Below are 12,749 nucleotides of genomic sequence, written 5' to 3'. Positions count from 1 at the left end.
CCACAGATCCCGAAATCGGGCTGGAAGGACTGTCGCGCCAGTGCGCATCCTGACGCCGCGGCCCGGGCGATGACGAGGGAGACCACAGCACCGCACCTGCAAGGAAACAGTCCGTTTGCAGCCTGGTGAGACCGGAACTCACCAGGAGGCGCAGATGCACGACTTCGACGGTCTCCCCGTCCTCATCCCTGTTCCCGCAGCCGCCGAGATTCTCGGCATCAGCCGCGCCTCGGCGTACCGCTACGCCGAGTGCGGTGATCTTCCGGTGCGCCGCCTCGGCGGTCGGATCTACGTCGTTCGAGACCTGCTCCGCGCGTTGCTGGAGCACACAGAGAAGGAGGTCGCCCAGCATGACCGCGAAGCAGCGCAGACGGAAGGGCCGTAGAGGCGTCGACGGCTCCGTCTACCGGAGAGGCCACAAGTGGGCCTACGTCGTCGATCTGGGCCCGGATCCGCTCACCCTCGAGCGACGCCGCGACTCCCGCAGTGGCTACCTCACCGAGGACGAGGCCTGGGACGCCCTCGCCGACGCCAACGCCAAGCTGAAAGCCAACTCGTACGTGCGGAACGCTCCGCGGACCGTGCGCCAGTTCTTCACGGAATGGCTCGTCGCACAGAAGATGGCGCTGAAGCCGACGACCTACGGCAACTACAAGCAGTACATCGAGAACTACGTGCTCCCGAAACTCGGCGACCGAAAGCTCCAGGACGTCGAGAGTGAGACGATCACCATGCTGTACGCCCATCTCCTGGAGAACGGTCGGCGGCGCCAGGACTCGACCAATCTCATGATGTTCGCCGAGTGGAAGCGAGCCGAGGCGAGCGGACGCGAAGCGAAGCCGCGGGAACTCGCGGAAGCAGCCGGCGTCAGCTACTCGGCCGCCGTACGGGCGGCTCAACGCTATCGGGCGGGACGGGTTCCGGGCGAGCCGTCGACAGGCCTCAGCCCCAGCAGCGTGCGGAGCGTGCACATCATGCTCAACGCTGCGTTCAACGACGCCGTCGAGCTGAAGTACATCGACACCAATCCGGTCAGGACGGCCGGCCGGGTGCGCCAGCCGTACCGCAACCACCGCACGTGGACACCTGACGAGCTGAAGCGATTCGTGCGGTCTGCCCGTACCGACCGTCTCTACGCGATGTGGCTGCTGTTCGCGACGACCGGGACGAGACGTTCCGAAGCCGCGGGGGCCACGCCGGAGGCGGTCGACGTCGGGCGGAAGGTCATCACCGTCATCGAGACCCGCGTCGTCGCCTCAGGCAAGGCGGTGCGCTCGGACGGCAAGTCGGAAGGGTCACGCCGGCAACTTGCCCTCGACAGGCGAACCCTCGAAGCGCTGATCCAGCGCATCGCGGAAGTCGAGCGGGAGAAGGAGGCTTTCGGCGACGGCTACACGGACTCCGGTCTGCTGTTCTGCTGGCCTGGCGGAAAGGCGCTCCATCCGGACACCATCACCGAGCAGTTCAACCGTCTCGTCGACGCGGCCGGCCTCCCCCACATCACTCTGCACGACGTCCGACACACGCACGCGACCATGTCTCTCCGTGCCGGGGTCAACCCGAAGATCGTCAGTGCCCGGCTCGGACACGCGACCGTCGCCTTCACCCTGGACACCTACACCGCCGACGTTCCCGATCTCCACCACGCCGCCGCGGAGACCGTCACGGACCTCTTCTTCGACCCGGACGAGTAGCGCAACGCTGTTGGCTACCGATCCGGCTACCGACGGCTCTTTAAGGGGCTTCTTGACGAGCCTCAGAAACGGCGAAGGGCCCTTAGACCTGCTGGTCAGGGGCCCTTCGGCGCGAGTGGGCGATACTGGGATCGAACCAGTGACCTCTTCGGTGTGAACGAAGCGCTCTCCCCCTGAGCTAATCGCCCGCTGCCGTGGAGAACACTACCTCACCCCAGGATCGGGCTCTGCAACCAGGTCCACTCCTGCAGCCCGACCCAGCCCGCGACGAGCCAGAGGGCGTTGAGGAGCCAGAGGGTCGCGAGGACGACGGCGCCCGTGACCACGAGGACGAGCAGCTTCACGACCAGGTTCTGGCGGCCGAGCCAGTCCGTCCAGGCGTCGTACTTGCCCTTGGCGAAGTGCAGGACCTTCTTCGCCCAGGCGAACTCCGAGGCGAGAATGGCCAGGCCGACGAACACGATGGCCCAGCCCGGCCCGGGGTACGGGATGGCGATGATCCCGGCGATCAGGACGAGGGTGCCCAGCACCCCGACGCCGATGCGGTAGGTGCGGCGCGCCCGGGGGCGTTCCTCGATCCGCTCCCGGAAGTCGCTCAGCCGGTCGCGCTGCCGCGCGAACCAGCTCTTCTCCGTGTCCGTGTCTGCGCTCAGATCTCCGCCCGCCCGCTCGCCACCACATCGGTCGGCGTGGCCGGGGCGACCCGACCGGGTTCGATCGAGATCGCATACTGCGCAAAACCGGCACCGCCCGACGTCGAGCCTACCGACACGGCCGACGCGGCGCCGCCGGCCACGTCGAACGTGCCGAGCGGCGCGGGGCTCCCCGTGCCGGGCAGGCCCCACAGGACGTAGACGCGGTCCTCGCCGTTCGCGGGCAGGTCGACGGGGAGGACGGTCCGCACCCCGCCGTCGCTGACCACAGCGGCGATGGTCTGCCCGCTCGCCGCGGACGCCAGGAACGCGTGCTGCGCACCGGGCCTGCTCATCTGCTGGACCATCGCGACGACGCTCTGGGCACGGGCAGCCTCGGCGTCCCGCTGGGTGCGGAGCTGGGCGTTGACCACGCCCAGCCCGGCGATCGCGGCGACCGCGACCGCCGCGGCGACGAGCACACCGACCCGGGTCCAGGGGCTCCTCCTCGACCCCGCCGACGGGGCGGCGGGGCGACGGGGCGGCTCGACCACGACCGGCACCGGGGGCGCGGGCGGGACCGGCGGCTGCACCTGCGGGGTGGTCGCGGCGGCCCCGAGGATCCGTGCGCGCAGGCCGGGCGGCGGTTCCGCCTGCTCGGCCGAGCTCCCGAGCAGGCCGAGCGTCTCCTCGGTCTCGCGGACGATCGTCCGGCACACGGGGCAGCCGACGAGGTGGCCCTCCACCTCGAACTCCTCCTCCGGCTCGAGCGCGTGGAGGACCCAGCCGACGGACTGCTCCGCCATCGGGCAGTCGCGGGAATGGGCGGGGGTCATCGGGCGCCTCCGTCCGAGAGGAGGGAGCCGAGCTGGCCACGCAGCCGCTGCAGGCCGGTGAACATGCGGGACTTGACGGTGCCGAGCGGCACCCCGGTCAGTGCGGCGACCTCGCGCTGGGTGTAGCCGCCGTAGTACGCGAGCGCGAGCGCCTGCCGCTGCTCGGCCGGGAGGCCGCCCAGGGCGTCTCGCACCTGGCCGGCGACGACGGCGCCGAGCGCCGCGTGGTCCGCACCGGGACCGGCGGCGTCCGGCTCCTCGGCGGCGACGGTGCGGCGGCGGATCGCGCTCTCCTTGCGGACGGCGTCGACCGCCTTGTGGTGGACGAGCGTCAGCAACCAGGTCGAGAAGGACCCGCGCTGCGCGTCGAAGCGGCGGGGCTCGCGCCAGAAGACGAGGAACACCTCCTGGACGACGTCCTCGGCCAGGCCGTCGTCCGCACAGATCCGGCGGGCCAGGGAGTAGGCGCGGCGGCCGTAGCGGTCGTAGAGCTGCCCGAGCGCGGCCTGCTCCCCCACGACGACGCGCGCGACCAGCCCGTCGTCGTCACGACCGGGGGGCCGCCCGTCCTGCGGGCTCTCGGCCTCGTCGGCGACCTCTGCCACCAGCGGGATCCTCACGTTCTGTTCTTCGGGCCCCGACCAACGATCGGTTCACCAGTATCGCCCCTGCAAGCTGCGTCACAGCCGACCGGGCGATCACCCGTCCTCGCAGGTCGGGCACACCCGACACGGGAACGATCACCACCCGTCCGTGTGAAGTGCACCCGAATGCCCCGGGGAGAACGTCGCCCGACCCGTCACATCTTGGCGACACGCTCGTTTTTCCGCACGACGGACCATGCGGCACGGAGAAAGAGGACCAAGGATGCGCGACGAGCCCACGATCATCCGGGAGCCGGCCACGTTCGAGCTCATCACGCCGGACTCCCCGCCCGTTCCGGTCCGGGTCGAGCTCTCGTACTCCAACCGGGACCCGTACGCCGTGCAGGCGTCGTTCCGGACGGGGCAGGGCAGCCCGGTCGACTGGGTGTTCGCCCGCGACCTGCTCGCCGACGGCCTGCTCGGCCCGGCCGGCACCGGAGACGTCCGGGTGCAGCCGCTGGCGCACGATCCGGGCCGCATCGAGGTGGAGCTGGCCTCCCCGTCCGGACACGCGGTGTTCACCACGTGCGCCACGACGCTGGCCGCCTTCCTCGACCGCACCTTCGAGGAGGTTCCGCCCGCGACCGAGTACTCGTGGCTGGACTTCGACGACGCCCTGGCCGACCTGCTGACCGCCCGCGACTGAATCGTCACGGCCCGTGAACGGGCCGTCGTCGCAGGTCACGGGTCCGGGGCCGGGAAACCGGGGGGTGGTGTTCGGCCCCCCGCAGCCCTAGGCTAATGTTCTTCACGTCGGAGCGAACAGCCCGGCGAGCACCGGGAAACCGCGTGCATGCGGACGTAGCGCAGCTGGTAGCGCATCACCTTGCCAAGGTGAGGGTCGCGGGTTCGAATCCCGTCGTCCGCTCGGAGGAAACCTCGTATTCACTGCCTGGACCTCCAGGTTCCGACTCCCGCGATGCCATCCGGGACCATCGGGCGGAGTGGCCGAGTGGTTTAGGCAAGGGCCTGCAAAGCCCTGTACGCGGGTTCGATTCCCGCCTCCGCCTCGGGCGATTAGCTCAGTGGGAGAGCGCTTCCTTGACACGGAAGAGGTCACTGGTTCAATCCCAGTATCGCCCACCACCCGAGAAGGGCCCCCAGACTCCTGGGGGCCCTTTCGCGTTGCCCGGAAGGTGAGCCGGTGATCCTCCCGAAGGTGCGGGACCCCCGCCTCGTCACGATCCGGCGCGGCGGCACGCTCACCGACGCCGACCACCATCTCCTCGCCCGGTGGGCGGCGGAGTGCGCCGAGCACGTCCTGCCGCTGTTCGAGTCCGCCCGGCCGGACGATCCCCGGCCCCGGGAGGCGATCGCCGCGATCCGGGCCTGGACGCGCGGGGAGATCACCATGTGGGAGTCCCGGACGGCCGGCGGGCACGCCATGGGGGCCGCGCGCGAGCTGCGCGGGTCGGCCCGGCACGCCGCCTACGCCGCGGGCCAGGCCGGGGTCGTCGCCCACGTCGCCGAACACGATCTCGGCGCCGCCGCCTACGCGATCAAGGCGGTGCGGGCGGCCTCGGGCGAGGACGCGGGGATCCGCGAGCGGGACTGGCAGCGTGAGCGGCTGCCCTCGGCGGTGCGCGAGCTGGTGCTCGAGGACCAGCAGCGGCGCAACGACATCTGCTGGTCCGTCTTCTAGGAAGGCGCTGAAGAGGCTCCGGCCGCAGGCCCGAACTCCTCGGCGCGCTCCGAGGGGTTCCCGAACCACCGCAGCAGCGCGACGTCCAGGTCCTCCTGGCGTTCCCCCAGCCAGACGATGTGGCCGTCCGGGCGGAGCAGCGCGGCCGGCAACTCCGGGGAGCCGTCCACGACGTGGTCGACGCGATCGGCCCGGCCGGTCGCCGTCAGCCGGCCGGTCGGGTCGAGCAGGACGCCGCGGCCGTCGTGCATCCGGTCGTAGAGGCGGCCCCTCTCCAGGGGGACGTCCGGCATCCGCCGGCCGAGCGGGGCGGGGCCCTCCCCGACGTCGTACCGGATCCCGATGGCCGTGATCTTCTCGACGAGGAACCGGTTGACGTCCTCGAACCCGGTCAGCTGGGCCAGCAGGCCGCGGAGGGCCCGGGGGCCGGGGGCCGTGTCGATCAGGACGGCCTGGGCGCGGGTCGTCTCCAGCACGTCGGCGGCGACGGGGTGGCGCTCGGTCCCGTAGCTGTCCAACAGGTCGGTCGGTGCCCAGCCCGCGACGGCCGCGGCCAGCTTCCAGCCGAGGTTGAACGCGTCCTGGACACCCAGGTTGAGCCCCTGCCCGCCCATCGGCGGATGGACGTGCGCGGCGTCGCCCGCGAGGAAGGCGCGGCCGACCCGGTAGCGCTCGGCCTGGCGTGTGGCGTCGCCGAAGCGGGAGAGCCAGCGGGGCGAGTGGATGCCGAGGTCGGTGCCCGCGTGGGCGGTGAGCTGGGTCCGGAACTCGTCGAGGGTCGGCGGGACCTCCCGGTCCTCCGCGATCCCGGCGGCCGGGACGACCACGCGGTACCGGCCGTCGCCGACGGGCCCGACGCCGAAGCGCTTCTGGGTCTCCCGGACCCGCGTGGTCACCTCGGCCACGGTCTCCGGCGACGCGGTCACCTCCATCTCGCCCAGCAGCGTCTCCGTCGTGGCGGGCTCGCCCGGGAACCCGACGCCGAGCAGGCCACGGACGGTGCTGCGACCGCCGTCGCAGCCGACCAGGTACCGGGCACGCAGGGTGGTGCCGCCGGCGAGCCCGACCGTCACACCCTCGTCGTCCTGGGTCAGGCCGACGAGCTCTGTGCCCCGGCGGATCTCGGCACCGAGCTCGGCCGCGTGCTCCTCCAGCAGCCGGTCCGTGATCGTCTGCGGGATGCCGAGGATGTAGGCGTGCGCGGTGTCGAGCCGCGGCCAGGGCGTGGGGATGCCGGCGAAGGACCCGGCCCCCGTGGACCTGGTGCCGTGCTCCAGGAAACGCTCCAGCAGGCCACGCTGGTCCAGGATCTCGATGCTGCGGACGTGCAGGCCGAGCGAGCGGACGTAGGGCGCACGCTCGAGCTCCCTCTCCAGCACCACCACCGACACGCCGTGGAGCCGGAGCTCCGCGGCCAGCATCATTCCGGTCGGACCGCCACCCGCGATGATCACGTCGATACCCACGGCGGGAGATGGTGCGCCCTCACGGGGGTCTTGTGGCAAGGCCCCCCGGGCGCTATACGTTGAGTACGGCGGGAGGGAACTCCCGCCTTTCGCGTGTCCGGAGCGGACACTCCCGGCCGCCGCCACCGGGCCGGTGCGACCGCGCGTGGGCGGCAAGTCGATGGCCGTCGGCGCGTTCGGTTCCTACGCTCGGCCCATGGGACGCACGCACGGGTACGAGATCGCGCTCCGCTGGACGGGCGACCGCACGGCGGACTACCGGAGCTACTCGCGCGGGAACGAGGTCACGGCCCCGGGCAAGCCGGTGCTGGTGGGCAGCGCGGACCCGGCGTTCGGCGGCGACGCCTCGCGGTGGAACCCGGAGGAGCTGCTGGTCGCGGCGCTGGCCCAGTGCCACATGCTCACCTACCTGGCGTTGTGTGCCCGCGACGGGATCGTCGTCACCGGGTACACGGACGAGGCGAGCGGGACGATGGAGGAGGAGCCGGGCAACACCGGCCGCATCACCGAGGTGGTGCTGCGGCCGTCGGTGACGGTGGCGGACGGGGCGGCGGTCGCGAAGGCGGAGGCGCTGCACGGGGTCGCGGGTCGGGAGTGCTTCCTCGCGCGGTCGATGGCGTTCCCGGTGCGGCACAGGCCCGTCGTCAGCGCGTAGTTCGGCAGACGAGGGCTGCCGACTCACGGGAGGGCATGATCCAGGCCCGACTCGCGGGTTCGGGAGGGGACGCGCGACGTCGTGGACGTGTGTTTCGGGCTCCCGAAAGTGCCGACTCGCGGGCTTGGGGTGGGGGCTACTGGAGGGCGAGGGTGCGGAGGGCCTGGCGGGCGGCGTCGCCGCCTGCGTCGATGGCGGTGCGGACGGCTCGGGGGACGTCGAGGTCGTCGAGGAGGGCGGCGCGGACCTCGGCCACCGCGGCGGGGGCGTCGGCGCGGCGGCCGGCGGCGACGTAGAGCTGCTCGAGGAGGGCGGCGGCCTCGTCGGCGGCGCCGGGGTGGAACTCCCAGGGCTCGGCCCAGGAACGGTCGAGGAGCATCAGGCGCAGGGCGGCGCCGGAGGTCTCGCGGAGCAGGTCGCCGACGAGGACCAGGTTGCCGGCGGACTTGGCCATCTTCTCCCCTGCGATCCCGACCGTCCCGGCGCGCAGCTCGCGGCGGGCGAAGGGGGCGGCACCGGTGGCGGCCGAGGCCATCGCGACCTGGTAGGCGTGGTGCGGGAAGGCGAGATCGGCGCCGCCGGCGAGGACGTCGACCACCCCGCCGAGGGTCGCGAGCGCCATCGCCGCGCACTCCGCGTGCCAGCCCGGGCGGCCGGGGCCCCACGGGCTCGGCCACGCCGGGTCGCCCTCGCCGGAGGGGCGCCAGACCGGGACGTCGTACGGGTCGTCGCGCAGCGGGTCCGACGGGTCGTCGCCGTTCGCGGCGAGCAGCTCCAGGCCACCCTCGCGGGCCAGGCCAGCGCCCCGGAAGTAGACGAAGCCCTCCCGCTCGTAGGCGGCGCCGGCCGCGAGCAGGGCGATCGCCAGCCGCACCACGTGCGCGACGTGGTGGCGGGCGTGCGGGGTGTGCGTCGGCGGCCGGACGTGCAGGGCCGCCATGTCCCGCTCGACGTAGTACTCCTGGGTCAGCCCGAACTCGTCGAACGCGCGGCCGCGCTCCGCGGCGATCCTGGTGAGGACGTCGTCGACGTCCGTGACGTTGCGGGTGACCACGGTGTCCACACCGGTCATCCGGATCACGCGGGCCACGACGTCCGCCCAGACGAAGGTGGCGGCGTGGCCGAGGTGGGTGACGTCGTACGGGGTGATGCCGCAGACGTACATCCGCGCGGGCACGGTCAGCGGGAGCGCCGCACCGCCGAGGCGGAGGATCTCACGCGGGTCCGTGACCGCGCCGGGGCGCGTGTCGTCGTCCGGGGACAGGTCGATCGTCGACACCATGCCGTCATGGTGCCATCCGGCCCCCCGGCTCAGCCGTCCTCGGGGTCGACCACCCTCGCGACGGTCGCGGCCATGCGGAGCGAGCCGATCGCCGTCGGGTGGAAGGCGAAGGGGGTGGCGAGTCCCTGCAGGTCCGGGCCCATGCCGTCGCTCCCCGGGCTGCAGAGCAGGCGCAGCTGCGGCTCCGCCACCGTGAAGCCGTACTTCTGCGCGCCGGTGCGCAGGACGGCGTTGAGCTGGTCGTTGCGGTCGGTCAGCAGGTCGATCTTGTCCTGGGTGAGGCCGACGGCGTAGGCGGGGCCGCGGGCGTCCGGGCAGGCCGGGTCGGTGTTCGGCGGGAAGGCGTCGTAGGAGGTCATGACGATCACCTGCGGCTTGTCCGGCAGCTCCGCGAGATCGGCCAGCAGCGCCGCGTAGTCCTGGTCGAAGGCGCCCATGCGGTAGTCGAACTCGCCGCGCGTGAGGTTGTCGTCGCAGGTGGGGACGCCGTAGCAGTAGCGGATCAGGTCCGACCAGCCGACGTCGTTGGGCCCGATCGCGACCACCACGAACTTCAGGCCCTGCATCTGCTTGAGCAGGGCGACCTGGGCGGGGACCTGGACCGGGTCGTCGGCGGAGCCGCGCTGCTGGGGGCCGCGCAGGCCCTGCGCGATGGTCGCGCTGGGGCAGGCGAGGTTGCGGACGGCGCCGGGCACCATGGTCGCGAGCTCGGCGGCGAGGGAGTCGGCGCTGCGCTGGCACGCGACGTCGTCGCCCTGCGGGTTCGCGACGGGCGGGCCCCCGACCCGGGCCGCGCGGGAGTCCCCGATCACCGCGCCCTCGAAGCCGAAGACCGCGGGGCCCACCGGCGCCGGCGTGACCTTGGTGCCTCCCACCAGGTCCGACAGCGAGCGGACCTGCGCGAGGCCGCGCATCGTGCCGGTGTAGGCGAGCGCGCCGCACGCACCCCACGCGACCAGCGAGACCGTGACGGCGAGCAGGGCCATCCGGCCGATCGTGCCCGAACAGCGGTGCCAGACGTCCGCGACGGTGACGTGCTCGCTGGCCTTCTCGCGGCGCAGGATGCCGAGGACCCGCAGGCAGCCGACGAGTGCGGCCGCCGCGAGGGCCGTCCCGACCACCCCGAGGGTGCCGAGCAGGTACCAGTTGACGAAGCCGGTGCGCAGCTGGTCGACGGCCTGGCCGGTGGCCTCCGAGGAGCGGGCGGGATCGAGGGCCTTGGCGGCGGCGTCGTTGCGCTGGACCGGACCCATCACGATCTGCGGGCGCAGCGGCCCCACGACCTGCAGGCGCGGGATGTCGAGCTGGGTGTTGCCGATCTGCACGAGCCGGGCGGGGCCCTCGACCGACAGGTCGGGCGCGCGGGCGCCGACGGCGATGTGCTGGCCGAGGATCTGCAGGTCCTGGTCCGGGGTCAGCGCGATGGTGAGCGGGATGCCGGCGAGGACGCAGATCGCCAGGAGCAGCAGGGTCGGCCAGGTCCGCAGCTCGCGGACCAGCGCTCTGGTCCGGCCGGGCCGGGCGGCGCGCGGGTGGGCGCGCTCGCGGGTGACGACCATGGACGGGCTCCCCTCGCCGTACCGGTTCGCTCGTGTACCGATCCAGATGATGAGTCGTCGGCCCGCGGGTGCCCATACTGCGAACAGGGGACGTGCGCGATCGGGTGTGCCCGGGATGGCGGATTGCGCTCGCGGCCGGACCCGCCGAGGGCACCCTCGCGCTCGCGAGGGTGCCCTCCGGGCGGGCGGCCGATCAGGTGGTGAGGTCGTAGACGGTCTGGCCGCCCACGGTCTGCGCGGTGAAGGTCGCCGCGACCCACGCCGCGATCTGCGAGCTCGTCGAGTCGGAGCCGCCGCCGGGGCTGCCTCCCTGACCGCCGCCGACGTAGTAGTGGATCCTGCCCTCGGCGACGTACTGCTGGAACTGCGCCAGGGTTACGGCGGAGTCGGAGCCGCCCCAGCCGCCCGTCGACATCACCGCGGTGCCGGAGGCGAGCTCCAGGGAGGCCGCGGTCTGGGAGCTGGTGACGGCGGCGGACCAGGTCGAGTCGGTCGAGGTCAGGAGGGCGGTGAGCGCGGAGGAGGTCTGGCCACCCATCCCGCCGCCGGCGCCCCCGCCGGCCCCGTCGGGCGCGCCGGTCGGCGCGGTGCCGGACGCCGTGCCCTCGGTACCGGCGGTGCCTGCGTCGCTTCCGGCGGCGGCACCGCTCCCGTCAGCGGTGCCCGAGCCGTCCGGCATCCCGGACCCGCCGGGGACGCCGCGGCCGTCGCCGAATCCGCCGGGCCCACCCGTCCCGCTCCCGCTCGCCGAGCCGAAGGAGCTGGAGGTCGTCCCGACCGAGGGAATGCTGCCCGTGTGCGCGACCGACGCCGTCGCCACCGCGTACGCACCGGTGCCGAGCAGCCCGGACAGGACCGCCACCACGACGAACCGCCGCGCCCAGGACCCTCGTGAGTGGGAATCGTCGCCGGAGCGACTATTGCCACTCACGGCTACGAGGGCCGCACCGAGCAGGGCCAGGGCGGCGACGGGCCAGCGCAACCACGTGAAGCTCTCGGAGCTGGCGGCGAGCAACGCGAACGACCAGGCGCCGGTCGCGAGAACCGTGGCGGACAAGGTGAGGCGGGCCCAGAGGGCGCAGCGGCGGGTCCACAGTGCACGGCCGCCGACCGCGATCGTGCCGGCGATGCCCGGGGCGAGGGCGACCGTGTAGTACGGGTGCATCGTGCCGCTCATGAAGCTGAGCACGAGGCCCGTGACGACCGTCCAGCCGCCCCAGAGGAGCAGGCCGGCGCGGGTGCGGTCGGTGCGCGGCGCCCGCCGGGTGGCCCACAGGCCGCCGACCAACAGGATCAGCGCCGCCGCGAGCAGCCAGGACACCTCGTAGGCGATCTCGCCGGTGAACAGCCGCGTGATGCCCGCGGAGCCGCCGAAGCCGGTGTTGCCGCCGCCCCCACCGCCCCCGCCGCTGCCGCCGACCAGGCGGCCGATCCCGTTGTAGCCCAGGGCGAGCTCGAGCAGGGAGTCGGTGGTGGAGCCGCCGATGTACGGACGGCTGTCGGCCGGCCAGATCTCGACGAGCGCGATGAACCAGCCCGCCGACACGACCATCGCGGCGAGCGCGGCACCGAGCTGCAGCAGTCGCGTCCGCAGCCGGGGGGCGCCCGCGACCAGGTAGACCAGCCCGAGCGCCGGGACGACCAGCAGGGCCTGGCCCATCTTCGTCAGGAAACCGAAGCCGATCGCCGCGCCGGCGGCGACCAGCCACCAGGTCGAGGACCTGACCGTGGCGGCGTCGATCGCGCGGGACACCGTCCAGGCGCCGACGACCAGCAGCAGGACCAGCAGGGCGTCCGGGTTGTCGAAGCGGAACATCAGGACCGCGGCCGGGGTCAGCGCGAGCGCGGCACCGGCCAGCAGCCCGGCGGCCGGACCGGCCCACCGCTTGACCGTGGCGTGCAGCAGCCCGACCGACGCGACGCCCATCAGCGCCTGCGGCACCAGCACGCTCCAGGAGGAGAAGCCGAAGATCCGCGCCGACGCCACCATCACCCAGAGCGCGGCGGGCGGCTTGTCCACGGTGATCGCGTTGCCGGAGTCGAGCGAGCCGAACAGCCACGCCTTCCACGACTGCGTGCCGGCCTGCACGGCAGCGGCGTAGAACTCGTTGGACCAGCCCGATGCGGACAGGTCCCACAGGTAGAGGACGGCGGTCGCGGCCAGCAGGGCGAGCAGCGCCGGGCGGGCCCAGCGGGGATCCCCGGCCGGGCCGCGCCAGGCGGTGCGCAACCGTCCCGGGGCGGGCGGATCGGGGCTCGGCGGCCTGCTGACGGGCGGCCGGACCGGGGTCGCGGTGCTCATCGGACGCGCCGGCCGGGCGGGGGCGTGGTCATGGGGT

General features: G+C 73.1%; 12 protein-coding genes and 4 tRNA genes. 8 read left to right on the top strand and 8 right to left on the bottom strand.

The features are described from left to right. Positions 1-154 precede the first annotated feature (154 nt). Complete coding sequence (locus ABD324_RS36090; protein ID WP_344428039.1) at positions 155-385, top strand: helix-turn-helix domain-containing protein; 231 nt, start codon at positions 155-157, stop codon at positions 383-385. Continuing rightward, on the top strand, positions 351-1,694 hold the full coding sequence (locus tag ABD324_RS36085; protein WP_344428036.1) for a tyrosine-type recombinase/integrase: 1,344 nt from the start codon (positions 351-353) through the stop codon (positions 1,692-1,694). Before ABD324_RS36090 ends, ABD324_RS36085 begins: the two co-directional genes overlap by 35 nt. A 116-nt stretch (positions 1,695-1,810) precedes the next feature. Here the strand turns inward: ABD324_RS36085 and ABD324_RS36080 are convergent. The 4 genes from ABD324_RS36080 to ABD324_RS36065 all read right to left on the bottom strand — a co-directional run bounded on the left by ABD324_RS36080 (position 1,811) and on the right by ABD324_RS36065 (position 3,767). Then, positions 1,811-1,882: transfer RNA gene (locus tag ABD324_RS36080), tRNA-Val, on the bottom strand. 21 nt (positions 1,883-1,903) lie between these two features. Next, positions 1,904-2,293 (bottom strand): TIGR02611 family protein, encoded by a 390-nt coding sequence (locus ABD324_RS36075; RefSeq protein WP_344428131.1) that lies wholly within the window; start codon positions 2,291-2,293, stop codon positions 1,904-1,906. Positions 2,294-2,343: 50 nt separating this feature from the next. Further along, positions 2,344-3,162, bottom strand: a complete 819-nt coding sequence (locus tag ABD324_RS36070) for an anti-sigma factor (protein WP_344428035.1) — start codon at positions 3,160-3,162, stop codon at positions 2,344-2,346. After that, positions 3,159-3,767: a sigma-70 family RNA polymerase sigma factor gene (locus tag ABD324_RS36065; RefSeq protein WP_344428034.1), complete on the bottom strand. Its 609-nt coding sequence runs from the start codon at positions 3,765-3,767 to the stop codon at positions 3,159-3,161. The genes ABD324_RS36070 and ABD324_RS36065 overlap by 4 nt, the downstream gene beginning before the upstream one ends. A 262-nt stretch (positions 3,768-4,029) precedes the next feature. Here ABD324_RS36065 and ABD324_RS36060 point away from each other — a divergent pair, with 262 nt between their 5' ends. The 5 genes from ABD324_RS36060 (at position 4,030) to ABD324_RS36040 (ending at position 5,448) form a co-directional block, all read left to right on the top strand. After that, entirely contained in the window at positions 4,030-4,452 is a 423-nt protein-coding gene (locus ABD324_RS36060) for an SsgA family sporulation/cell division regulator (protein WP_344428033.1), read from the top strand. A gap of 149 nt (positions 4,453-4,601) precedes the next feature. Further along, positions 4,602-4,674: transfer RNA gene (locus ABD324_RS36055), tRNA-Gly, on the top strand. A gap of 70 nt (positions 4,675-4,744) precedes the next feature. Further along, positions 4,745-4,816 (top strand) — tRNA-Cys (locus ABD324_RS36050). Between the two features lies 1 nt (position 4,817). Further along, a tRNA-Val gene (locus tag ABD324_RS36045) sits at positions 4,818-4,892 on the top strand. Positions 4,893-4,950: 58 nt separating this feature from the next. Next, the gene (locus tag ABD324_RS36040; protein ID WP_344428032.1) at positions 4,951-5,448 is read left to right on the top strand and encodes a putative immunity protein; all 498 of its coding nucleotides are present in this window, start codon (positions 4,951-4,953) and stop codon (positions 5,446-5,448) included. Here the strand turns inward: ABD324_RS36040 and rox are convergent. After that, positions 5,445-6,914, bottom strand: a complete 1,470-nt coding sequence (gene rox / locus ABD324_RS36035) for a rifampin monooxygenase (protein ID WP_344428031.1) — start codon at positions 6,912-6,914, stop codon at positions 5,445-5,447. The two genes, ABD324_RS36040 and rox, sit on opposite strands and share 4 nt — an antisense overlap. Before the next feature lie 196 nt (positions 6,915-7,110). Between rox and ABD324_RS36030 the strand changes: the two genes are divergently transcribed. Then, positions 7,111-7,569: an OsmC family protein gene (locus tag ABD324_RS36030; RefSeq protein WP_344428029.1), complete on the top strand. Its 459-nt coding sequence runs from the start codon at positions 7,111-7,113 to the stop codon at positions 7,567-7,569. A 136-nt stretch (positions 7,570-7,705) separates the two neighbouring features. On the opposite strand, the gene ABD324_RS36025 is transcribed toward ABD324_RS36030, so the two are convergent. The 3 genes from ABD324_RS36025 to ABD324_RS36015 all read right to left on the bottom strand — a co-directional run bounded on the left by ABD324_RS36025 (position 7,706) and on the right by ABD324_RS36015 (position 12,712). Next, positions 7,706-8,851 (bottom strand): cysteine--tRNA ligase, encoded by a 1,146-nt coding sequence (locus tag ABD324_RS36025; protein WP_344428027.1) that lies wholly within the window; start codon positions 8,849-8,851, stop codon positions 7,706-7,708. Positions 8,852-8,880: 29 nt separating this feature from the next. Further along, positions 8,881-10,410 (bottom strand): GDSL-type esterase/lipase family protein, encoded by a 1,530-nt coding sequence (locus ABD324_RS36020; RefSeq protein ID WP_344428025.1) that lies wholly within the window; start codon positions 10,408-10,410, stop codon positions 8,881-8,883. A gap of 193 nt (positions 10,411-10,603) precedes the next feature. After that, a complete protein-coding gene (locus ABD324_RS36015; RefSeq protein WP_344428023.1) occupies positions 10,604-12,712 on the bottom strand; it encodes a glycosyltransferase family 39 protein in 2,109 nt (702 codons plus the stop codon). Between the last annotated feature and the right edge of the window lie 37 nt (positions 12,713-12,749).

Origin of the sequence: Pseudonocardia ailaonensis, from assembly GCF_039531635.1 — a bacterium.
GTDB classification, from domain to species: domain Bacteria; phylum Actinomycetota; class Actinomycetes; order Mycobacteriales; family Pseudonocardiaceae; genus Pseudonocardia; species Pseudonocardia ailaonensis.
The sequence above is the reverse complement of the archived record's forward strand: the minus strand, read 5'-3'. Positions and strand labels throughout refer to the sequence as shown.

Bases quoted from the DNA above. Each gene is read 5' to 3' on its own strand.
- ABD324_RS36090 (WP_344428039.1), top strand. From the start codon at position 155: ATGCACGACTTCGACGGTCTCCCCGTCCTCATCCCTGTTCCCGCAGCC.
- ABD324_RS36085 (WP_344428036.1), top strand. From the start codon at position 351: ATGACCGCGAAGCAGCGCAGACGGAAGGGCCGTAGAGGCGTCGACGGC.
- ABD324_RS36070 (WP_344428035.1), bottom strand. From the start codon at position 3,162: ATGACCCCCGCCCATTCCCGCGACTGCCCGATGGCGGAGCAGTCCGTC.
- ABD324_RS36060 (WP_344428033.1), top strand. From the start codon at position 4,030: ATGCGCGACGAGCCCACGATCATCCGGGAGCCGGCCACGTTCGAGCTC.
- ABD324_RS36030 (WP_344428029.1), top strand. From the start codon at position 7,111: ATGGGACGCACGCACGGGTACGAGATCGCGCTCCGCTGGACGGGCGAC.
- ABD324_RS36025 (WP_344428027.1), bottom strand. From the start codon at position 8,851: ATGGTGTCGACGATCGACCTGTCCCCGGACGACGACACGCGCCCCGGC.
- ABD324_RS36020 (WP_344428025.1), bottom strand. From the start codon at position 10,410: ATGGTCGTCACCCGCGAGCGCGCCCACCCGCGCGCCGCCCGGCCCGGC.
- ABD324_RS36015 (WP_344428023.1), bottom strand. From the start codon at position 12,712: ATGAGCACCGCGACCCCGGTCCGGCCGCCCGTCAGCAGGCCGCCGAGC.